Below are 21,566 nucleotides of genomic sequence, written 5' to 3' on the forward strand. Positions count from 1 at the left end.
GCGGGAGGGCCCCGCACGGCTATGGCCTGTCTCATACCCCGCCGCCCGAAAGCGGCGCAATAGAGTTAAATGCCGCGCCCGGAAGCGGCGCTTAGCCGCGGGTGACTTTATTGACCACCGAGAGGCCGCGCAGCGCACTCATGATAGAGGTGAGATGCTTGAGATCGCGCACCTCCAGCATGATCTGAAGCGTATAAAAGTCGCGGTCCCGCTGGGGTGTGGAGAGCGTATCGATATTGCCGTCATAATCGGCAATCAGCGTGGCGATGGAGCCGAGCGCGCCCACCTCGTTGCGCACCATCAGCGTGATTTTGGCGAGGAAGGCAGCTTCTTCCTCGTTTTGCACATCCCAGGTCACATCGATCCAGCGCTCCGGCTCGCTGTCGAAAGCGGCCAGCGCCTCCGAATCAATCGGATAGACCGTCACCCCTTCGCCCGGCGTCAAAATACCGACGATCCGGTCCCCGGGCAGCGGATAGGTGCCTTCGGCAAAATGCACCGCCCCGTGGGACATGCGCTTATCGAGTTTGACGAGCGGCTTCACCGCGCGCTCGCCCGACGGCAGGGCCCGCCCGCTTGCGCCCTCACCCACTTTAGGTTTGCGCACGCGCGGGTAAACCGCTTTCAAGACGTCATAGGCCTGAATGCGGCCCTCGCCGACATCGGCCAGAAGCTCCTCGATGTCCTTGCGGTCGAAGCGGCCGACAGCCCGCTCCAGCACCGCATCGCTGAACTCTTTTCCTGCCAGCTCGAAAACGCTGGAGACCATGAGGCGGCCCAGCCGGGCAAGCTCATGCTGCTGGGACTGACGGGCGGCGCGGCGGATGGCCGAGCGCGCCTTGCCGGTGGCGACAAACGCTTCCCAGGCCGGCGACGGGGTCTGCGCTTTGGAGCGGATGATTTCCACTTCATCACCGTTTTTCAGCTCGGTGCGCAGCGGCATATGGCGGCCATTGATCTTGCAGCCAACGCATGTGTCGCCAATGTCGGTATGGACCGCATAAGCGAAATCGACGGGCGTTGCCCCGCGCGGCAGCGTGATCAAAAGCCCCTTCGGCGTGAAGCAGAAAACCTGGTCGACAAAGAGCTGGAGCTTGGAATGTTCGAGCAGTTCCTCAGCCGAGCTGCCATGTTCCAGCATCTCAACAAGGTGCCGTAACCATTTGAACGTATTGGCAAATTCTTCCGAGGCTTCGGCGTGATTGCCGCGATCCTTATAGAACCAGTGCGCCGCGATGCCGTATTCGGCCACCTCGTGCAGCTTGCGGGTGCGCACTTGCACTTCCACGCGTTTGCGCTCCGGGCCGATGATCGTCGTGTGGATAGAGCGGTAGCCGTTATTCTTCGGTGTGGAGATATAGTCCTTGAAACGGCCCGGCACCATCGGCCAGGTCGTGTGCAGGATACCTACCGCCTTATAGCAATCGGCAACGTCTTCGACGATGACGCGGAAGCCGTAAATATCCGAGAGCTGCTCGAGCGAGATGGAGCGGCGCTCCATCTTCTTCCAGACCGAGAACGGTTTCTTCTCCCGCCCATAGACGACGACGTCCATGCCATGGGCCTTGAAGGTGGAGCGCAGCATCTCGCTGATCCGCTCGACGATATCGCTGCGTTCTTCCCGGATCTGGTTGAGGCGGTTGATCAGCGTGTCGCGCGCTTCGGGCTGCAGCACCTGGAAAGAGAGGTCTTCCAGCTCCTCGCGCACTTCCTGCATGCCCATGCGCCCGGCGAGCGGGGCATAGATATCCATGGTTTCCTGGGCGATGCGCTGACGTTTTTCGGGCTTGGAGATGAAATGCAGGGTGCGCATGTTATGCAGCCGGTCGGCCAGCTTGACCAGCAGCACGCGGATATCACTCGACATGGCGAGCAGGAATTTGCGGAAATTCTCCGCCTGTTTGGCGTGCTCCGAATCCCATTCGAGGCGGGAGAGCTTCGTCACCCCGTCCACGAGATTGGCGACTTCCTTGCCAAAGAGTTCCTCGATCTCGGCCACCGTCGTATCGGTATCCTCGATCGTGTCGTGGAGAAGGCCGGTAATGATCGTCGCCGTGTCGAGACGCAGCTCGGTCAGGATGCCCGCCACTTCGATGGGGTGGGAGAAATAAGGGTCGCCGGAGGCCCGCTTCTGGTTGCCGTGTTTACGCGTGCCGAACACATAGGCACGGTTCAGCGCTGCCTCATCCGCCTGCGGGTCATAGGCAACGACACGGTCAACCAATTCGTACTGGCGCAACACCTATTCTTCACCTTTCCGCCCGGCACACCAAGCTGCCGGAACAAAATACGCCGCCCAAGCCAGGAGCCGGGGCGGCGCTGTCGGCGGGAGCACCCGCTTAACCGATTGTGCTGCAGGGCCAGTGCCCCTCTTCCCTGACTTAAGGGTGCGGCACTTACTTCTGCGGTGCGTCCATCTGGCTCTGCAGAGCACGCAGCAAGTCTTCCTCGCTCATGCGGTCGCCCGCGCCCAGCGCCTCTTCGGCGCCGCCTGCGGCCTGTTCCGGCTGAGCGGCTTCCTGACCCGGCAGAAGCGCCATCGGCTCCATTTCCGGCTCGTCCGTCTCCACCCGCTTTTGCATGCTGGCGATGAAATCTTCGTAGAGCTCGGCCGGCTTGACGGTTTCCTCGGCAATCTCACGCAGGGCAACGACCGGATTTTTGTCGTTGTCGCGGTCGATCGTCAGCTCGGAACCGGCGGAAATGCTGCGGGCCCGGTGAGCAGCCAGAAGCACGAGCTCGAACCGGTTTGTGACTTTATCCACGCAATCTTCAACGGTGACACGCGCCATGCGGGCCTATCTCCTGCAATGTGAGGGATCATGTTTGCAGATTATCTAGGGGTTTGCACGCTCAAACGCAAGGGAAAACAAGCAATTAGGTGAAGAAAGGCCTGAATTACTGCCCTTTTTCACGCCCCCTCCCGTTCCGGCGCAATCCCCGCCAGATCCGCAGGGTCAAGCCGGCCAAGCAGCTCCCGCGCGGTGAGACCGAGAACCGGATGGCGCCATTCGGGCGCAATATCGGCAAGCGGCACCAGCACGAAAGCCCGCTGGGCAAGGCCGCTATGGGGCAGTTCCAAGGGCCGGGGCTTCCAGGGCTCGCCCGGCTGCGGCCCGCCGCCTGCCGGGGAAACGACAAGATCATCAAAGGCCAGAAGGTCGAGATCGATGATCCGCTCTTCCCAGCGCACCGCCCGCTCCCGGCCCAAAGCCTGCTCGATCCGGTGCAATTGCGCCAAAAGCGCTTCGGGCGGCAGCGCCGCTTCCACCTCCGCCACGGCGTTGATGAAATCGGGCTGCGCATAGGGGCCAACCGCCGGGGTGCGGTAAAATGGGGAAACGCGCACCGGCTCCAGCCCATGCAGGGGGAACTGGCCTAGCGCGGCGCGCAGCACATGGGCCGGGCTTTCATAAGCCCCTGCCATATTCGACCCGAGCGATATCAGGATCATGCCCACTCTTCCTGCGTACTTTAAACCGGCTGCATGCTTTAAACAGGCACCCATACCTGCGATAAAGCCGGGCCTGCGATAAAGCCGGGCCTCCCGACACCGGAGCCCAACCGATCAGAAGACCGACTTATGCCAAAAAAAGCCGCGCCCGCCTATACGCCCGAACCGCCGCTCGACTGCCCGCTCTGCCCGCGCCTTGTCGGCTTTCTGGACGAGCAGCGGGACAAGCACCCGGACTGGTTCAATGCGCCCGTCCCCTCTTTCGGCGACGAAGAGGCGAAGCTGTTGATCGTGGGGCTCGCTCCGGGCCTGCAAGGGGCGAACCGCACGGGCCGGCCTTTTACCGGGGATTATGCGGGCGATCTTCTCTACCCGACGCTGCTGAGCTTCGGCTGGGCCGAAGGCACGTTCAAAGCCGACCCTAATGACGGACTGAAACTGAAAGGCGCGATGATCACCAACGCGGTGCGCTGCGTACCGCCGCAGAACAAACCGACGGGCGCTGAGACCAAAACCTGCCGCGGCTTTCTCGAAGCCCGCCTTGGCGCGCTGCCGAAGCTGAAAGCCATTCTGGCGCTCGGACGCATCGCCCATGACAGCACACTGCCCGCGCTGGGGTTGAAACGCACGAGCTTCACCTTCGGCCACAACGCCGCCCATGACCTCGGCAACGGCATCACGCTTTTCGACAGCTATCATTGCTCCCGCTACAATGTGAACACGCGCCGCCTGACCGAAGAGATGTTTCACGACGTCTTCCGCTCCATCGCCGCGCATTTGGGCCGGTAGAGTTCGGTCTGCCGAAAGGCTGTATGGACCCGGGACAAGCCCGGGGTGACATTCGGTATTTGCGGATAAGCTACAGACTATCGTCTAGCTCTGTACGTCACCCCGGCCCCCGTGCCGGGGTCCATGCAGCACCAGCCACAAACGAAAGCGGCAGCAGGCAATCACTCAAAAATGCGACAAGTACCCGCCATCCACCGCAATGGTCTGGCCGGTAATGTATGAAGCGGCAGGCGAGGCAAGAAAGACCGCCACGCCCGCAATTTCTTCCGGTCGTCCCCAGCGGGCAAGCGAAGTGCGCCGGGAAAGCCAATCGGCAATTTCGGGATTTGCGCTCATCGCTGCATTCGCTTCCGTCGCAAAGAAGCCGGGCGCCACGGCATTGACCGTAATGCCATGCTCGCCAAGTTCGGCGGCAAGCGCGCGGGTGAGAGCGTCAAGCCCGCCCTTCGCCGTCGTGTAAACCGCATCGCCCTTGTTGGAGATGGGCCCTGCAATGGAGGTAATGTTGATGATGCGCCCGCCCTGCCGCGCGCGCATCAGCTTCGCCGCTTCCCGGCTGAGATGAAACGGCGCGATGAGATCGGCGCCGATCAGCCGCTCCACATCCTCCATATCAAAATCGAAAAGCCCGCGCCGGTCGCGAATGCCGACATTATTGACGAGAATGTCGAGCCCGCCCTGCTCTTCCCCAATGCCGCGCAGAACCGTTTCGACAAGCGGGCGGTCGGTCACATCGAGAAGAAGCGGCGCGGCCTTGCCGCCTTCGCTCTCGATCGCGGCGACCGCCTCTTCAAGCGCTTCCCGGCGCCGGCCATTGACGAAGACGAAAGCACCTGCCGCCGCCAGACCCTTGGCGATCTCAAAGCCGAGGCCGCGCGCGCTGCCCGTGACCAGCGCATTGCGCCCTTCCAGTGAAAACCCGGTAAGCCCCATCACCCGTACCGCTGCTCCGTCCACGGATCGCCGTCATTATGATAACCGCGCTCTTCCCAGAAACCCGGCTTATCCACTTCGGAAAACTCGATCCGCTTGATCCATTTCGCGCTTTTCCAGAAATACCAGCTCGGCACGATGGCCCGCGCGGGCGCGCCATGTTCCGCCGTCAATGGGCGGCCTTCCCAGCTATGGGCGATGAGCACATTCTCATCATCGAACATGGAAAGGCGCAAATTCGTCGTATAGCCGTCATAGGCATGAAAAATGACATGACGTGCTTCAGGCAGCGGCTTTACGACCTCGAGAATATGCCGCGCGGAAACACCCTCCCAGCGATTGTCATAGCGCGACCAGGTGGTGACGCAATGAATGTCGCTGAGAAAACTTTGTTGGGGCTGATCGAGAAAAGTCTGCCAGTCCCAGGTCACGGGATTTGCGACCGCCCCGTCTATGGCAAGCGACCAGGAGCCGGTTGAGATTTGCGGCTGAATGCCGAGATCGAGCACAGGCCATTTTTCCACCCGGTGCTGGCCGGGCGGCAAACGGTTTTCGCGCGACAGGTCTTGGCGGCCCGTCAGGTGCCGCCCCTCCGCCGCCGTCTTTTCTTTGGAGCGTATCAGCTTGTCTTTGATCTGCCCGAAGAACCCGCGCTCATCCGCACTCATGTTTTTCTCCTGCGTTCTCGCGGGGCCGATACTAGCCCGGAAACGAAAAAGACGGCCAGTCCCGAAGAACCGGCCGCCTTCTTTAACCGAAAGGACGCGCTGCTTAAAGCACGGCCAGGATGTTACGGATCGCGATAACGACGAGCACCAGCGTCGACACGGCAAACAGCGTGAAGCGCAGCGTCACTTTGTTGACCGTGATCTGCACCAGAGAATGCAGCACACGCAGACCCACATAGGCCCAGGCAAGCGTCAGGTTCAGCTCGTCCGCCACACCTGCAAGCTGCGAATAGATGATCAGCGCATAGAAGATCGTCGGCTGTTCATGCAGGTGATTGTAGTTATCCGCGGCAAAACGCGCGGGCTTCGGCAGCATGTTCAGTGAGCCGGGATGTTGCGCTTCTTGCGGATCGAGCCCCGCCGCATTCATCGCCGGGATACGGCGCGCATACATCCAGAACCAGACGATCAACGTCCAGGAAACCAGTGCGAGCACCGGCGTCAGAAAAGTCGTTTCCATGTGTCCCCTCCGCCATTCAGGCTTTGTTTTTTCCCGGCGAATGGGAAAAGTCGGAGGGCGAAAAGTCAAGAAAACAATGTGTGAGGCAGCGCGGCACCAGCGTTGACCCCGCGTCCGATCAGCCTTTTTCGCGCAAGAGCCTTGCCTTGTCGCGCTGCCAGCTACGGTCTTTTTCCGTCTGGCGTTTATCGGCCATCTTCTTGCCTTGAGCAACGCCAAGCTCGACCTTGGCGATTCCCCGCTCATTGAAATAAAGCCGGAGCGGCACGACTGTCATGCCCTGCTTGTTCACCGCATCGGAAAGCTTGGCGATCTCACGGGCATGAAGCAGCAATTTGCGCGGGCGGCGCGGGGCATGGTTGAAGCGGTTGGCCTGCAGGTATTCGGGAATATGCGCGTTGATGAGATGAACCTCGCCGTTCTTGATCTGCGCATAGGACTCACCAAGGCTCGCCGCACCGGTACGCAAGGACTTAACCTCGGTACCGGTGAGCATGATACCTGCTTCATAGGTATCCTTGATGAAGTAGTTATGGCGCGCCTTGCGGTTGTCGGCGACGATCTTGCCGCTTTCATCCTTCCGCTTCTTGGCACCGCCTGCTTTCGAAGACATATCTTCCCTATGCTGCCCGTGCTTGCTGCTTTGCCCGGCCTAACCGTTGATCAGGCCGGCATGGATCATGGCTTTGCGCACGAGCGTACGTGTTTCGTCTTTCACCGGCACGAGCGGCAGGCGCAGCTCTTCCTCGCACAGGCCGAGCAGGCTTGCCGCATATTTCACCGGGCCGGGGCTTGCCTCGACAAAGAGCGCCTTGTGAAGCGGCATCAAGCGGTCCTGCAGCAAGAGCGCATTGGCATAATCACCGGCAAGACAGGCTTCCTGAAACTCGGCGCATAGCGCAGGCGCCACATTGGCGGCGACGGAAATGCACCCCACCCCGCCATGGGCGTTGAAGCCAAGGGCCGTGCCATCTTCTCCCGAAAGCTGAATGAAGTCCGGGCCCATCAGATGGCGCTGAATGCTGACCCGCGAAAGGTCCGCCGTTGCATCCTTCACCCCGACGATCCGCTCCAGTTCGGCAAGGCGGGCCATCGTCTCCGGCTGCATGTCGATCACGCTGCGGCCGGGAATGTTGTAGATATAGATGGGGATGTCGGTTGCATCATGCACCGCCTTGAAATGGGCATAGAGCCCATCCTGGGTCGGCTTGTTGTAATAGGGCGTGACGACGAGCGCCGCATCCGCCCCTGCCTCTTCGGCATGGCGGGTAAAATCGATCGCTTCCAGCGTGCTGTTCGAGCCCGTGCCGGCCATGACGGGGATGCGCCCCTTCACCGCCTCGATACACAGCTCGATGACCCGTTTGTGCTCGTCAGGGCTCAATGTCGGCGATTCACCCGTCGTGCCCACCGGCACAAGTCCATGTGTCCCCTGTTCCACATGCCAGTCGACCAGACGCACGAAGGCTTCTTCATCGATGGCGCCGTCCTTGAACGGTGTGATAAGGGCAACGATCGATCCCTTAAACATTGCAAAGCTCCTAGAGCACGGGCGGCGGGCCTGCCGCCATGCGAAAACAAAACCGCGAAGCCCTGTGAAACCGATGTGAAATCGGTGTGAAACCGGGCTCCGCGGCGCGGAACATAGCCGCAAACACTCAGCCGGAGCAAGGAACTAGCACCTGGGCGGTACGTTATTTGTTCTTCTGCCTCTGGCGGAGAGGGGGCGGGAATTGTAGGCTGAGGGCAGGATGAGCCTCCCGGTACATGGTGGATAAGGTTCTGGGTGAACAGGGTTCTGATGGTGCGAAAATTGTCTGATCGCAATGTTTCAGCCGCGCCGCGGGCGTTTTGCGGCATTTTAGCCCTTTTTACCGGTTTAGCCTTCGGCGGCATTGCCCCCGCCAAGGCCGAAGCGCCGCCGGCCGTGCCGGTGAGCCGCCCGGCCCCGCCGCCCCCCGTCAAATATCTGCCCCCGAGCGAAGGCCAGGCATTCATCACCGCCCTCGATGCCGCCGAAAAGCGCGACTGGGCGGGCATGCTCATCGCCATGCGCGCCATCAAGGACCCGCTGACCCGCGACCTTCTGGACTGGGTGCGCTTCCAGTCCTCCAAAAGCGGGGCGAGCTTTGCCGAGATCATCCAGTTTCAGGCAGGCCATCCCGCCTGGCCCCGCCAGGAACGGCTAACGGAGCGGGCCGAGGAAGCGCTGCTCGAATTTCCCGTCGACGATAGCGATGTCATTGCCTGGTTTACCGGGCGCGAGCCCGTAACCGGCGACGGCAAGCTGCGCTATGGCCGCGCGCTGCTCGCGCAGGGTAATAATGAGGATGCTGCTTACTGGATCCAGCGGGCCTGGGCCGATCATCAGTTTTCCCGTTCCCGGGAAAAAGAGATTCTGGACCGGCATGGGCACATGCTGGGCCTGCAGGCCCATGAGGACCGGCTGCGCCGCCTCCTCTGGGAGCAGCGCTACGACGATGCAAGGCGCATGCTGCAGCTCGTCAGCGAGAATGCCCAGAAGGTGGCCGAAGCACGCCTCAGCCTGATGCGCCGCACGCGCGATGCCGACACCGCCTTCTCGCGTGTGCCGCCGCATCTGCGCGGCGATCTCGGCCTGCTTTACGATGAAGCCCGCTTCCGCCGCCGGCGCGGGGAGAACCATCAGGCCGTGCCTCTTCTCCTCACCGCGCCCACGGCGCCGCACCGGCTCGATCAGGCGGGCGACCTTTGGACCGAACGCAAGATCGCCGCGCGCGATGCGCTGGAACAGGGCAAATACAAGGAAGCCTACGATTTAGCCAAAGCCCATGGCCACGAACGCGGCCTTGCCTTTGCCGAAGGCGAGTTCATGGCGGGCTGGCTTGCCCTGCAATATCTGAACGAGCCCAAAACCGCCTTCACCCATTTCGAAACGCTCTTTAACGGTGTTTCCACGCCGATCAGCCAGGCGCGCGGCGCTTATTGGATGGGCCGGGCGGCGGATGCGATGGGCGACACCGCCAAGGCGCAGGTGCATTTCAAGGAAGCGGCCCAGCACGGCACGACGTTTTACGGTCAGCTTGCCGAAGCCGCGCTCAGCGCCGGGGCGAAGAAACCCGCAAAACTCGTGATCGCCAGTGCCGATGCCGCCCCGCGCAAGGGCGAGGCGAGCCTGATGGCGCGCCCGGTAATGAAAGCGACGCTGATGCTGTATGACGCGGATTGGACACGGATGGGCCGCGTCTTCGCCCTGCATCTGGCCGAAACACTGGAACACCCGGCCGAGCTTGCGGCGCTGGCCGAAAAGATCGGCGGCCTCGGATATCCGGAAGTCGCGGTGCGTATCGCCAAAACGGCAGCTACCCGCAACATCGTCCTGCCCGAACAGTCTTACCCGCTCGGCGTCGTGCCGAATTATCCGGCCAAGGGGCGGCCTGTGGAGCCCGCTTTCGTTTACGGCCTCTCGCGCCAGGAGAGTGAGTTCAACCCGCGCGCCGTTTCCCATGCGGGCGCGCGCGGGCTGATGCAGCTCATGCCATCGACGGCAAAAGGCGTCGCCCGGCGCGTCTCTGTGCCCTACCGCCGGGACAGATTGCTCGATGATCCGGCCTATAACGCCATGCTGGGCTCGGCGCATCTGGGTGAGCTTTTGGACGAGTTCTCCGGCTCCTACATCATGACCATCGCCGCTTACAACGCCGGTGAGCGGCGCGTGGATGAATGGGTCGACACGTTCGGAGATCCGCGCTCCACCGGCGTCGATGCGATCGACTGGATCGAGAGCATTCCTTATTCAGAAACCCGCAATTATGTGCAGCGAGTGCTGGAGAACATTCAGGTTTACCGCGCCCGCCTTGCCGGCGGTGTCGCCTCGCTCGACATCGAAAAAGACTTAAAGCGCAATCAGGGCGCGCCGATCAGCGCGCCGCCGCCGCCCCGGCGCGCCGAGCGCACGCCATTTGCCCCGCCTTCTGCCGGGGCAGGAAGCGTGCCGGGCGTTGCCGTGCCCGCCAAACCGCTGATGCAGCCGGTTCCCGGGCGGTCCCAATCTCAAAGCGTGAAACCGCAAGCTGCGGCGCCTGCGCCTGCAAAACCGCAACGCCAGAACCCGCTGCCGCTCGCCTCGCCGGAGGGCGCGGTGCAAATGGCCCCGGTAGTCGAGCCCTCGGAAAGCATGACGCCGCAAGCGGTATCCACAGCGCCCGAAATTACCGGCAGCACAGGTGCCGCCCAGCCGGAGCCTGTGAACAAACCCGCCGGGCGCATCATCCTCAAACCGCCCCCCGGTCTTGAAACGCCGCGCGCGCCCCGCCAATAGTCCAATGGCCAATAACCCAATAATTCAATAATTCAATAACAAAGAAAACAAGATGAGCTTCACGGAATTCTTCTACACGAACCAGGAAGGCATGCGCCTTTATGCGCGCGACTATGGCGACGCGCTGGCGCCGGGCGTGCCCGTTCTCTGCCTGCCCGGCCTTACCCGCAATTCCAAGGATTTCCATAAGCTTGCCGAACATCTAAGCAAGCAGCACCGTGTGCTCTGCCCCGACTTCCGCGGCCGCGGGCGCTCGGATTATTGCAAAAGCTGGACGGACTACACGCCCCAGGCGGAAACCCGCGACACGTTCGATCTGATGGCCGCGGCGGGTGTGCCCCATGCCGCGATCATCGGCACCTCGCGCGGCGGCCTCGTGGCAACGCTGATGGCCGCCCAGCGGCCCGGCGCGCTGAAAGGCGTGGTGCTGAACGATGTGGGGCCCGAAGTCGCCCGCGAAGGGATTACCCGCATCATGGGCTATGCGGGCAAGATGCCCGCCCCTGAGAGCTGGGACATTGCCGCCATCATGCTGCGGCAGATGAACGAGCGCCACTTCCCGACCATCACCGGGCCGGCCTGGCACGAGTTTGCGCATATGACCTTCCGCGATGAAAACGGCAAACCCGCGCTCGATTACGATTCCAAGATCGGCGACGGCTTGCGCATCGGCATGAAACTTCTGCGCGGCAAACTGCCCAATATGTGGACCGAGTTCAAAGCGCTCTACACCATTCCAACGCTCGTGCTGCGCGGGGAAAATTCGGATCTTCTTTCCGCCGAAACCGTCAAGCGCATGGAAGAGGTTCACCCGCGCCTGACCGCCGTTACCGTGCCCGACCGGGGCCACGCGCCCTGGCTCGATGAGCCGCAATCGCTCGCCGCCATCGATGCCTTTCTGGAAGAGCTGCACTAAAGCGCCTGCGCGGCGTTGATCAGCAAAAGGCCCAAACTGGCGGCGGCGCCCGCCACCGGCACCCAAAGCGGCACGGTGAAACCATCCGGCTTTGCGCTGGCGCTCTGCACCAGTTTCAAACGCACCAGGGCCGCGTTGACGAGCGCGAATACGGCCAAAGTCACATAACTGGTCGAGGCTGCCAGGTTTTCGACGGAAAAAAAGACCGCAAGCAACCACGCCGCGCCGGCCACCGCGGCAATCGCAATCACCGGTGTTTGCGTGCGCGGCCAGATATAATTGAACGGCCCAGGCAGCCATTTTTGATCCGCAAGGCCGTAGAGCATCCGCGAGCCCATGATCAATTGAATGAGAACGCCGTTCAATACGGCAAGCACGGCAATCAAACCAAGAAGCCTGGCATCCGATCCGGTAAGCGCCATAAAGACATCCGCAAGCGGCGCTTCCGACTGGCCAAGCGTCTCGGGAGAGAGCGTGCGGATGGCGATAACCACGATGGAGAAATAAAACACGGCCGTGACGAGCAGCGTCAGAGCAATCGCGCGCGGTAGATTGCGCGCCGGATCGCGCACTTCCTCAGCCACATTGGCCAGATCCTCGAACCCGATAAACGCATAAAAAGCCAGAAGCGCGCCCGCCCAAATGCCCGGCCAAACAAGAGACGAGGCGCCTGCCCCCCACAATGAAGAGAGCGCGCCCTGGGCGGGTAGCTCGAAAAGGGTGCCGCTGCCTGCCCAGACGACCATGAGCAGGCCGGACAGCTCGATCAAGGTGATGAGTGAAGCCACCGCGACGGATTCGCGGATGCCCCAAATGACAATACCGGCCAGCACCAGCGTAAGCAGCGTGACCGCCGCAAAATCGGGCAGATCGACGATCAGCCGCAAATAGCCGACATAGCCTGCGATAATGACCGCCGAGGAAAGCGTGCCTGTGCTCAGGACACCGAAACCGACGGCAAGCGAAAGCCAGGGCCGTTTGAACCCCTCGAAAACATAAACCGCCTCCCCTGCGCTTTTGGGAAAACGGGAGGAAAGCTCCGCATAAGAACAGGCGGTAAACCCTGCCAGCAGCGCGGCAAGCAAAAAGGCAAGCGGCGCATAGAGCCCGGCGGCACCCGCCACCTTGCCGACCAGCACATAAATGCCCGCGCCCACCGTTACGCCAACACCGTAAAGCACGGTTAAGGGCAGCGAGAGGCTGCGCTTGAGCCTATGCCTGTCTTCCGTCCCTTCCGGCATGATCTTGTCCGGCCTTCATCGTTTCACCTTCAGCATCATGCGGGCCCCGAGCTGAAACTCAAAGGGAACAGTCACCGTCTCGCAGGCATAGCCTTCCAGCCTCAGCCGCTTCATCACGCAAGGCAGATGGCTCGAAGGGCGCCCGTCGAGATTGAAGAGCGGAAAGATGCGCACTTCCCCCGCCACACGCGCAAGCTCCTTGACCGCGCGCAGGTGGAATGCGGCATCGAGATCGTCCCCATAGAGAAAGAGAAGATGCGAGCAAAGCGCAAGATGAAATGCACCATCGGCAAAGGGAAGCTTAGGCAGGGAGGCCGCGATATAGCGCTCCGGCGCGCACGCGCGGTCCGCGATGAACGCCTGCAAGGTCTCGGCTCTTAGCGTTTCAAGCGCGCTTTCGCTGCCATAGGTTTTCCAATTGAAACGCTCCTTCGCCTCACGCATCGCTTTGCGCATGGGTGCGCGCACCGCCTCGAAACGCGCGGCGATATCGGCGCTCGCCTCGGCATAAAGCGGATCGGCGGCAAGCCCCTGCCCGCCGCGCGCGCAAAGCTCCCCTGTAAAAGAGGACGGCCCCGCGCCCGCATCGAGCACGGGTCCGGCAAGCGCCGCCGCATCCAGCGCGAAAAACGCTTCATATTCCTTGAACGTGCGCCCCCAGGGAACGATCCCCGGCAGCTCGAACTTGGCATTCATTGCCCTTCCCTCCTGCAAAACCGCAAGACAGGACCGCATGACAGGGCAGCGCCAACAAAAAAGCCGCCCCGAAAGGCGGCCCGAACTTCAGATATGCGACACGCGCACGCGAAGGAGACCGCCTAAAAGGCGGCCCACCAAAGACCGGCAACGCGGAAGGCCGGACAGATCATGGTGCGTGCGTTCATCATGGGACGGAGAATAGCTGCGGCAGCGCGCTTTGCAAGGGAGAATTTCCTGGCGTTGCGGGCGCGCCTCAGATGGACCCCGGGACAAGCCCGGGGTCCACACAAAGAAAAAGGCCGCCCCCGGAGGAGCGGCCCCTGCCTTAAGGTTCCAGGGCCTTACGGCTTTTCGAGAATGTGGATGGCGGCGGCATTGCCCATGCCCACCACATGGGTCATGCCCATGCGCGCGCCTTCCACCTGGCGCTTGCCGGCCTTGCCTCTGAGATGGGTGACGATCTCATAGACATTGGCGATGCCCGTCGCGCCCAAAGGATGGCCCTTGGAAAGAAGCCCGCCGGAAACATTGACCGGGATCTTGCCGCCCAGCGCTGTGGCACCCGTGTCGATCATCTTGCCCGCTTCCCCGTCCTTGCAAAGGCCGAGATTTTCGTAGTGCAGAATTTCCGCCGTGGCGAAACAGTCATGCAGCTCGACAAGATCGAGGTCTTCCGGCCCAACGCCCGCCATCTCGTAAGCCTGTTGCGCGGCCATGCGCGTGCAGGTCGAAAAGTCCGGCATCACGAGATCGCGGTCGGTGAAGGGATCGGAGGTGAGCGCGGAAGCGCGCACTTTGATGGCCCGGTCCATAAGGCCGAGTTCCTTCACCTTCTTTTCGGAAGCGAGCACGGCGGCGGCGGAGCCGTCCACATTCACCGAGCACATGAGCTTGGTGTTGGGGTAGGAGATCATCTCCGCGCCCATCACTTCTTCAAGCGGCGTTTCCTTCTGATACATCGCCTTGTCGTTCATGGTGGAGTGATGATGGTTCTTCACCGCCACTTTGGCGAATTGCTCGAAGCTCGTGCCGTGCTTCTTGTGGTGTTCCATGCCAAGCTCGGCAAAGACCGTCGGCATGGTGCCCGAGCCCAGAAGCCCTTCGGTGGGAATGCCCTTGTCGCTGCCCCCGCCGCCGAGAAGCCCGCGGCCCATCTGTTCAACGCCGACCGCAAGCACGAGGTCATAAAGCCCCGCCTTGATGGCGATCCAGCCTTCGCGGAAGGCGGTCGCGCCCGTGGCGCAGGCATTGGCCGTATTCACCACCGGAATGCCGGTCTGGCCGATCTGATGCAGAATACGCTGGCCCACCATGCCGCTTGCCTGAAAGAGGTTGCCGCAATAAAGCGCCTGCATGTCCTTGATGCCGAGCCCGGCATCATCGAGCGCCAAGAGCGCGGCTTCCGCGCCCAGATCCGGCACCGTGCGGTCCGGGAAGCGGCCGAATTTGATCATATCCGTGCCAATGACATAAACGTCGTCTTTGCTCATGGGTTAAGCCTCCTCACGCCGCCGGTTGAAAGAAATAGGAAATATAGTGGTTGCCCTGTTTGTCGGTGCGGCCCGCATCTTTGAAGACCACATCGACATCCATCCCCATTTTAATTTTGTCGGGGTCGGGCTCGATATTGATGAGATTGCCTTTCACCGTGCCGCCGCCTTCGATATCCACCACGGCGGAAACGAAAGGCACTTCCACGCCGGGGAAGGAGCGGTAGACGATCGTGTAGGAATAGAGCTTGCCTTTATTCGGCAGCTTCACCGCTTCCATCTTATCGCGGGCAAAACATTTCGAGCAGACATGGCGCGCGCCGATAAAGACGGTGCCGCAATTGCCGCATTTGTGCCCTTCAAGATATGGCTCGCCATTCGCCGGCAGTTTGACGTAGTCCGTCACCGGGCGCAGCTCGCTCGCCGCTTCGCTCATCGCTCTCTCCCCTTGCATTTGTTCTTGTCGCCGTTCCTGCGGGCTTATCCGCCTTTGCGCGGCAGGCGCCGCTTGTTTCCGGCGGAACTTTACCACCTTCAAAAGCGCTGTCATCAGGACGTAAAAACACGTCGCGCCCGCAACGACTTAACGTGCCCTGCCCGGGCACCGCCCGGTGCATAACGGAACCAAGGCGGCAAGTCATCGTTTCTGCGGCATGATGGAAACACTCGCCGGCCAGTTCGAAACCTACCTGCCCCCCGCCGAAATCGCCCTGCGCACGGTTTCCGCTCTCGTGCTCGGCACCCTGATCGGGCTCGAACGGGAGTTGCGGCAAAAACCGGCGGGCCTGCGCACCTGCATGCTGGTGGCACTCACCTCGGCCGCCTTCGTCGTCGGCAGTATCGAGCTTTCCATGCGCCTTGCCGATGACGGGCCGGATTTCAATCTCGACCCCTTGCGCGCCATCGAGGCGATCGTGACTGGCATCGCTTTTCTCGGCGCGGGCGCCATCCTGCAATCAGGCGGGCATGTGCGCGGACTGACCACAGGTGCCAGCATTTGGCTCACCGGCGCCATCGGCCTCATCGCGGGCGCGGGCCAGGTTCTCTTCGCCCTCTTCGTCGCCCTGCTCGGCCTCTTCGTCCTTCACCTCATGGGCCGCATCGAGCACCGCTGGGTGAAAACGAAAGACGGGGAGGCGCCAACCAGCGGGGAGTAAAACTCTTTGCGATTGGCACTTTCCAACGGGCAAGTGGTCGAACCCCACTCCGCCTCCCGCTAAGATGCCGCCCCGAACAACACACTCACCAGCCGCAAGGGGAAGCGCATGTCAAAAGTCAAAACGCATATGATGTTTCAAGGCGAGGCGGAAAACGCCGTCAAACTCTATGCGTCCGTTTTCAGCGATTTTCAGATCGGGGAAATCGAGCGCTATGCCGAGGGAGAACCGGGCCCCGTGGGCGCTTTCAAAACCGCGCCCGTTTCCTTTGCAGGTCATGAGCTGATCATCTTCGACAGCCCACCCATGCACGACTTCACTTTCACCCCCTCCATCTCACTCTGTGTCGATCTTGAAACGCCGGAGGAAATCGAGGCGGCCTTCGCCAAACTGTCTGAAGGCGGCGAGGTCATGATGCCGCTGGACGATTACGGCTTCAGCCAGCGCTTCGGCTGGCTCGCCGACCGCTACGGCGTTTCCTGGCAGCTCAACTTGCCGGCCTAGCCGCGTGTGATGAACGGGACCGGGGCTCAACCGCAGGCTGGAAACAGAGAAGAAAATGTCGGGGAAAATGGCGGAGAGGATGGGATTCGAACCCACGAGACGCTTTTGACGTCTACTCCCTTAGCAGGGGAGCGCCTTCGACCACTCGGCCACCTCTCCGCCGCCGTGTATGCCCTAGCTGCCCTGCCGTTTCAAGCCGTTTCAGGCCGTTTACGCCCCGAAACCTCAGAAAATTTGGGCAAAGCCCGCCAATCAAGCCTTTGATTCTGCTGGCCGAACCGCCCGCCTCATGGCCGGGCCAGCACCTTGCGGAAGGTGAGAGAGAGCCGCCGTCCTCATATATGCACCCGAGGACATATCCCTTCAGCCATGCGATTCAGAATGTAGCAAATGCTACAAAACCATGATAAGCAGTTATGTAGCACTTGCTACGGAGGATACGCATGACTGCTCATACCCGCCTTCCCCTCACCGCCCGGCAGATAACGCTCAGCGCCTTTATGGGCGCGGTGCTTTGGCTTTTTGCCGCGCTCTTGCTGCGCTTTCTCGCCCCTCTGGGCATTTACGAGGGAATGAACACGGCGCTTCTTTACGCGCTCATCATTCCGGGCACCGTACCTTTTCTTTTTGTGGTGAAAAAAATTGCCGGGCTCGGTGACGATCAATTCGCGCTCGGTATCGCCGTTGCAACAGCGGCGGCCACGTTGCTGGACGGGCTGGCGCTTGCCTTCACCCCGGCGCTTTACGGCACATCCGTCGATCAGACGGCGGGCGCAGGCGCGGCGATCCTCTGGGGCGCGGGCGTCGGTCTCGTTCTCGGCATGATCTTCAATAAGAGCGCGGCGCGATAAAACTTAGCTCACGCTTTGCGCCGCTTATTTGCTGAAGGCCGGGAGGAGGCAAACGCCTCCCGGCTGACAGCGCCGAGCCCCACCGCGTTGAGCAGCACCATTCCTTCAATCGTCACGAAGAGCCGGGCAGCCTCTTTCTCCCGCTCCTTGGCCGACGCGCTGTCCAGTTGTCCGGCAGCCCAGGCCAGCATGCCCCGGCCGATCGCCTCGCCGGTTGCCCGGTAGAAGGCATCGCCGCGGCCCGCCAGCGCAACGATTTCCAGCCAAAGCCGCATATAGGGCCACATATCCTCCGCCAGCACGATGCCGCGCAGCTTGGTCAGCAAAGCCTCATAGGGAAGCGGTTTGCTGGCGGTCTTCTTTCCCAGAATAACCACGAGCCGGGAAGAAATGCGCTCCAGCGCCGCGCCCACGGCCTGCGACTTGTCTTTGAAATAGTAAAGCAGCATGCGGTCGCTCACCTTGGCGGCCTTGGCAAGCGGGCGCAGCTTTGCCGCTTCCAATCCTTCCGCAAGGATGAAATCGGCCAGCCGATCCACCATCGCCTCGCGCCGCTCGTCCGCCTTTACCATCGATCCATCCGTCCGCTCTTCCCGCCTACCACCTGCAAACTTACATTTGGCATAGCCGCGCGGCCTGCGCAAAACATGAGATCAAGCCCCGGAAGGGCCGAAACGCCGGCAAGCACACCGGAGCCCTTCACAATTGCATGAACGATAGGCGATTCCCGCTCGCCCTTGGCGGAAACTGTGGGTAGGTTGGCGGCCATGATGCAAGCTGCCCGCCATATGAAACAGGATGCCAAGCGCACGGTCCTTTGGCTGTCGCTTTTCGTGCTGTTTTTGAATGCGCTGCTGCCCGCCGGCTATATGCCCGGCGCGCGGGCGGAGGATGGCAGCTTCACCATCGTCATCTGTTCGGCCTCGGGGCTGAAAACGCTGACGCTGGATGCAGCGGGTAACCCCCTCTCGCAGGATGAAGACGGCGGGGCGGAAAGCACCGGCTGTCTTTACTGGACCGCGACGGCCCATTACATCGCCGCGCCCGAGATCACGCTGAGCGCGATGGCCCTGCCCGCTGCCGCACCCCTGCGTGCCCCGCAAGCGCATGATGTGGTACTGCCGCCCGCCATCGGCCCGCCGCTCGGGGCGCAGGCCCCACCCTCTTTCCTCATCTGACTGCCGATCTACCGGGGTGCTTTTGCGCGCCCGCATTGTCATTTGAGGGACCCAATGTCTAATTCATCCATGAAAGCTGCGCTCGGCGCAGCGCTTATCGCCTTCCCTGCGTTTCTTGCCGCTCCGGCTGAGGCGCATATCGTTCTGGAAACCACAAGCGCGCCTGCGGACAGTTATTTCCAGACCACGTTCCTTGCGCCTCATGGCTGCGAGGGTTCGGCCACGACGGGCCTCACCATCACGCTGCCCGAGGGTACGCTGGTCGCCAAGCCGCAGCCGAAACCCGGCTGGCAGCTTGAAATCGTCAAGAAGCCGCTGCCCGAGCCCGTGGAAGGCCCGCATGGCGCCCTCTTCGAGGAAGCCATCGAGACGATCACCTGGCGGCACGGCAAGCTGCCCGATGCGCAGTTCGATGCCTTCAAAATCCATATGCGCCTTCCGGCGGTGGACAAAGAAACCACGCTCTATTTCCCGGTGCTCCAGACCTGCGAGCAAGGCACCCGCAACTGGAACGAGATCGCGGAGGAAGGCGGCGCGCACCCTGCCTCGCCCGCCCCCGCGCTCACTCTGATGCCCGCGCAAAACGCGCATCACAACCATTAAGCCGCCGGAGAAGACACATGGTCCCGACACCCTTCGGGCTGCGCCTTGCCGGCGCCGCCGCCCTCAGCCTGTGCGCCGCCCCGGCGCTGGCCGAACACACACCGCTCACCCTGCAGGACATCACCGTCTCGGCAGAGGCCGAGCCCTCTCTCACCGTGCCGAGTTTCGAGGCGGCCGAAGAACGCCTCTCCCGCACCCCCGGCGCGGTGAAAGCCGTTCCGGCGGAAGATTACCGGGACGGGCGCGCCACGAACCTGAAAGACGTGCTGGACTTCGTGCCGGGCGTCTTCGTGCAGCCGAAATACGGCCAGGAGGATTTGCGCCTCTCGATCCGCGGCTCGGGCCTTTCGCGCAACTTCCATTTGCGCGGCATCCGCCTTCTCATTGACGGCATTCCGATCAACGAAGCCGACGGCGGGGGCGACCCGCAGGAAATCGACCCGCTGACCTTCCGCTATACGGAGGTCTACCGGGGCGCCAACGCGCTGCAATATGGTGCGGCATCGCTGGGCGGGGCGATCAATTTCGTCTCTCCCACGGGCTACAATGCGCCCTCTTACCTTTCGCGTGTGGAAATCGGCAGCTTCGGCACGAAACGCGTGCAGCTTGCCGCAGGCGGCGTTGAAGGCAAGTGGGACTATTACGCCAGCCCCACCTATTCCAGCTCCGATGGCTACCGCGATCACACCGAGCAGGATTATCTGCGCTTCTCCGGCAATCTCGGTTACCGGGTGAGCCCTCAAGTCGAAACCCGCTTCTATCTCAATCTCAATACGATCGATCAGGACATCCCAAGCTCGCTGACAAAGGCGCAGGCGCTGACCAGCCCGCAAAGCACGCAGACATCGAGCTTCACGCAGGATACGGCCCGCGACATCGATTCCATTCGCGTCGCCAACCGTACCTCGTTCTTCCTCGGCGACTGGGACGTGATGCTCGGCGCTTCTTATACGAACAAGGACCTCTTTCACCCGCTCTCTTTCGGCGTGATCGACAATTCCTATGAGAATGCCGGTCTTTATGCGCGCGGCACGCAGGAGGGCGAGCTCTTCGGCAACCGCTCGCGGATCACGCTCGGGGCCAATGTCATTGCCGGGATCAACCGGGCGCGCATCTGGCAGAATATCGGCGGCTCGCGCGGGTCCATTCAGTTCAACGATGTGGACGAGAAATCCTACAATTACGAACTTTATGGCGAGATCGAGCAATATCTCATCACCGGCATCGCTCTGATCGCCGGGGCGCAGCTCAACCATTCCATCCGCGAGCTCGACGACAATCAGCTCTCCAACGGCGATGACACGGGCCGCAAGACCTTTACGAGTTTCAACCCGAAACTCGGCGTGCTGTGGGATGTGGCGGAGGACGCGCAGCTCTTTGCCAATGTCTCCCGCTCCTCCGAGCCGCCGACCTTTTCCGAGCTCAACCCTTCTTCCGCGCCCGGCTTTGCCGATCTCGATCCGCAGGAAGCCTGGACGGCGGAAATCGGCACGCGCGGCGGCAATGAGTGGATCGGCTGGGATCTTTCGCTTTACCGCGCCTGGATCGAGAACGAGCTGCAGCTTTTCGTAACGCCGGGCAGCGGTCAGGGCGGCTTCGCGCTCAATGCCGATGAAACCATTCACCAGGGCATAGAGCTCGGGCTCAACGTCAAATTGCTGGATGGGCTTTTCGCCGCGCCGGGCGATGACAAGCTCTTCTGGCGGCAGGCTTACACGCTGAACGATTTCCATTTCGACGGCGACGCGGCCTTCGGCGACAACGAGCTGCCGGGCGCGCCGAAGCATTTCCTGCGCACCGAGCTGCGCTATGAAAACGAGGACGGCTTCTACATCGCGCCCAATGCCGAATGGGTGCCGGAGGGCTATCACGTCGACAACGCCAATACGGATGCTTTCAAGACCGAGCATTACGTCATTTACGGCGTCAAAGCCGGCTATGATTTCGGCAACGGCCTCAGCGTCTATGCCGACGGGCGCAACCTCCTCGACCGGACCTATATCTCCAACACCAATGCCCGGCCCATGGCAACGGCCGCAGACGCGCTCTACAACCCCGGTGACGGGCGCGCGCTCTATGTGGGCATGGAGATCCGTTTTTGAGCAAAAGACGCGCTCAGCACCTTGTTTGACGCGTTTATGGGCGGCTCCGGGAGATTTCGGAGCCGCCTTTTGCTTTTTTGCAGCGGTTTTTGCATTGTAGAGGCCGAAGCGCGCCCTTAAGTAACGCCAACCGGCGCCCCTTATTTCCGCCCCCAGCCTTT

At 61.7% G+C, this 21,566-nt stretch carries 22 protein-coding genes and 1 tRNA gene; 9 read left to right on the forward strand and 14 right to left on the reverse strand.

Annotated features, from left to right (window positions below; genetic code table 11):
- Positions 1-91 precede the first annotated feature (91 nt).
- The 3 genes from M2A_RS03300 to folK all read right to left on the reverse strand — a co-directional run bounded on the left by M2A_RS03300 (position 92) and on the right by folK (position 3,454).
- Positions 92-2,242 carry a RelA/SpoT family protein gene (locus tag M2A_RS03300; RefSeq protein WP_045442859.1) on the reverse strand — a complete coding sequence of 717 codons (2,151 nt, stop codon included), beginning with the start codon at positions 2,240-2,242 and terminating at the stop codon, positions 92-94.
- A gap of 154 nt (positions 2,243-2,396) precedes the next feature.
- On the reverse strand, positions 2,397-2,792 hold the full coding sequence (gene rpoZ / locus M2A_RS03305; RefSeq protein ID WP_045442861.1) for a DNA-directed RNA polymerase subunit omega: 396 nt from the start codon (positions 2,790-2,792) through the stop codon (positions 2,397-2,399).
- Positions 2,793-2,911: 119 nt separating this feature from the next.
- Positions 2,912-3,454, reverse strand: a complete 543-nt coding sequence (gene folK / locus M2A_RS03310; protein ID WP_045442863.1) for a 2-amino-4-hydroxy-6-hydroxymethyldihydropteridine diphosphokinase — start codon at positions 3,452-3,454, stop codon at positions 2,912-2,914.
- A 129-nt stretch (positions 3,455-3,583) separates the two neighbouring features.
- On the opposite strand from folK, the gene M2A_RS03315 reads away from it, so the two are divergent.
- On the forward strand, positions 3,584-4,243 hold the full coding sequence (locus tag M2A_RS03315) for a uracil-DNA glycosylase (protein WP_045442864.1): 660 nt from the start codon (positions 3,584-3,586) through the stop codon (positions 4,241-4,243).
- Between the two features lie 165 nt (positions 4,244-4,408).
- On the opposite strand, the gene M2A_RS03320 is transcribed toward M2A_RS03315, so the two are convergent.
- From M2A_RS03320 to dapA, 5 genes are all read right to left on the reverse strand, one after another.
- Positions 4,409-5,176 carry an SDR family oxidoreductase gene (locus M2A_RS03320; protein WP_045442866.1) on the reverse strand — a complete coding sequence of 256 codons (768 nt, stop codon included), beginning with the start codon at positions 5,174-5,176 and terminating at the stop codon, positions 4,409-4,411.
- The gene (locus tag M2A_RS03325; protein ID WP_045442868.1) at positions 5,176-5,844 is read right to left on the reverse strand and encodes a sulfite oxidase-like oxidoreductase; all 669 of its coding nucleotides are present in this window, start codon (positions 5,842-5,844) and stop codon (positions 5,176-5,178) included. The genes M2A_RS03320 and M2A_RS03325 overlap by 1 nt, the downstream gene beginning before the upstream one ends.
- Before the next feature lie 103 nt (positions 5,845-5,947).
- Positions 5,948-6,364: an MAPEG family protein gene (locus M2A_RS03330; protein WP_045442871.1), complete on the reverse strand. Its 417-nt coding sequence runs from the start codon at positions 6,362-6,364 to the stop codon at positions 5,948-5,950.
- A 118-nt stretch (positions 6,365-6,482) separates the two neighbouring features.
- Positions 6,483-6,977, reverse strand: a complete 495-nt coding sequence (gene smpB / locus M2A_RS03335; protein WP_045442874.1) for an SsrA-binding protein SmpB — start codon at positions 6,975-6,977, stop codon at positions 6,483-6,485.
- Between the two features lie 39 nt (positions 6,978-7,016).
- Entirely contained in the window at positions 7,017-7,895 is an 879-nt protein-coding gene (gene dapA, locus M2A_RS03340) for a 4-hydroxy-tetrahydrodipicolinate synthase (RefSeq protein ID WP_045442877.1), read from the reverse strand.
- 282 nt (positions 7,896-8,177) lie between these two features.
- Between dapA and M2A_RS03345 the strand changes: the two genes are divergently transcribed.
- Positions 8,178-10,664 carry a lytic transglycosylase domain-containing protein gene (locus M2A_RS03345; protein ID WP_197052821.1) on the forward strand — a complete coding sequence of 829 codons (2,487 nt, stop codon included), beginning with the start codon at positions 8,178-8,180 and terminating at the stop codon, positions 10,662-10,664.
- 52 nt (positions 10,665-10,716) lie between these two features.
- Positions 10,717-11,580, forward strand: a complete 864-nt coding sequence (locus M2A_RS03350; protein ID WP_045442880.1) for an alpha/beta fold hydrolase — start codon at positions 10,717-10,719, stop codon at positions 11,578-11,580.
- Here the strand turns inward: M2A_RS03350 and M2A_RS03355 are convergent.
- The 4 genes from M2A_RS03355 to M2A_RS03370 all read right to left on the reverse strand — a co-directional run bounded on the left by M2A_RS03355 (position 11,577) and on the right by M2A_RS03370 (position 15,446).
- The gene (locus tag M2A_RS03355; protein WP_045442883.1) at positions 11,577-12,821 is read right to left on the reverse strand and encodes an APC family permease; all 1,245 of its coding nucleotides are present in this window, start codon (positions 12,819-12,821) and stop codon (positions 11,577-11,579) included. The genes M2A_RS03350 and M2A_RS03355 overlap by 4 nt on opposite strands.
- A gap of 15 nt (positions 12,822-12,836) precedes the next feature.
- The gene (locus M2A_RS03360; RefSeq protein ID WP_045442886.1) at positions 12,837-13,517 is read right to left on the reverse strand and encodes a class I SAM-dependent methyltransferase; all 681 of its coding nucleotides are present in this window, start codon (positions 13,515-13,517) and stop codon (positions 12,837-12,839) included.
- 344 nt (positions 13,518-13,861) lie between these two features.
- Positions 13,862-15,010: a thiolase family protein gene (locus tag M2A_RS03365; protein WP_045442889.1), complete on the reverse strand. Its 1,149-nt coding sequence runs from the start codon at positions 15,008-15,010 to the stop codon at positions 13,862-13,864.
- 13 nt (positions 15,011-15,023) lie between these two features.
- Positions 15,024-15,446: a Zn-ribbon domain-containing OB-fold protein gene (locus M2A_RS03370; protein ID WP_045442892.1), complete on the reverse strand. Its 423-nt coding sequence runs from the start codon at positions 15,444-15,446 to the stop codon at positions 15,024-15,026.
- A gap of 217 nt (positions 15,447-15,663) precedes the next feature.
- Here M2A_RS03370 and M2A_RS03375 point away from each other — a divergent pair, with 217 nt between their 5' ends.
- Positions 15,664-16,167, forward strand: coding sequence for an MgtC/SapB family protein (locus M2A_RS03375; RefSeq protein WP_052379164.1), 504 nt, complete (start codon positions 15,664-15,666; stop codon positions 16,165-16,167).
- Positions 16,168-16,275: 108 nt separating this feature from the next.
- The gene (locus tag M2A_RS03380; RefSeq protein ID WP_045442895.1) at positions 16,276-16,671 is read left to right on the forward strand and encodes a VOC family protein; all 396 of its coding nucleotides are present in this window, start codon (positions 16,276-16,278) and stop codon (positions 16,669-16,671) included.
- A 68-nt stretch (positions 16,672-16,739) separates the two neighbouring features.
- On the opposite strand, the gene M2A_RS03385 is transcribed toward M2A_RS03380, so the two are convergent.
- Positions 16,740-16,830: transfer RNA gene (locus tag M2A_RS03385), tRNA-Ser, on the reverse strand.
- A gap of 284 nt (positions 16,831-17,114) precedes the next feature.
- Here M2A_RS03385 and M2A_RS03390 point away from each other — a divergent pair.
- Positions 17,115-17,522 (forward strand): hypothetical protein, encoded by a 408-nt coding sequence (locus tag M2A_RS03390; RefSeq protein WP_156101663.1) that lies wholly within the window; start codon positions 17,115-17,117, stop codon positions 17,520-17,522.
- Positions 17,523-17,530: 8 nt separating this feature from the next.
- Here the strand turns inward: M2A_RS03390 and M2A_RS17090 are convergent, their stop codons facing one another.
- The gene (locus M2A_RS17090) at positions 17,531-18,094 is read right to left on the reverse strand and encodes a TetR/AcrR family transcriptional regulator (RefSeq protein ID WP_052379165.1); all 564 of its coding nucleotides are present in this window, start codon (positions 18,092-18,094) and stop codon (positions 17,531-17,533) included.
- 195 nt (positions 18,095-18,289) lie between these two features.
- On the opposite strand from M2A_RS17090, the gene M2A_RS03400 reads away from it, so the two are divergent.
- Genes M2A_RS03400 through M2A_RS03410 form a run of 3 tightly spaced genes read left to right on the forward strand, consistent with a single transcriptional unit; the run spans position 18,290 to position 21,405 of the window.
- On the forward strand, positions 18,290-18,700 hold the full coding sequence (locus tag M2A_RS03400) for a DUF2946 family protein (protein WP_052379166.1): 411 nt from the start codon (positions 18,290-18,292) through the stop codon (positions 18,698-18,700).
- Between the two features lie 54 nt (positions 18,701-18,754).
- On the forward strand, positions 18,755-19,303 hold the full coding sequence (locus tag M2A_RS03405; RefSeq protein WP_045442904.1) for a YcnI family protein: 549 nt from the start codon (positions 18,755-18,757) through the stop codon (positions 19,301-19,303).
- 17 nt (positions 19,304-19,320) lie between these two features.
- Positions 19,321-21,405 carry a TonB-dependent receptor family protein gene (locus M2A_RS03410; protein WP_052379168.1) on the forward strand — a complete coding sequence of 695 codons (2,085 nt, stop codon included), beginning with the start codon at positions 19,321-19,323 and terminating at the stop codon, positions 21,403-21,405.
- The last annotated feature ends 161 nt before the right edge of the window (positions 21,406-21,566 follow it).

This window comes from Tepidicaulis marinus, assembly GCF_000739695.1.
In the GTDB taxonomy this organism is placed as follows: Bacteria; Pseudomonadota; Alphaproteobacteria; order Parvibaculales; family Parvibaculaceae; genus Tepidicaulis; species Tepidicaulis marinus.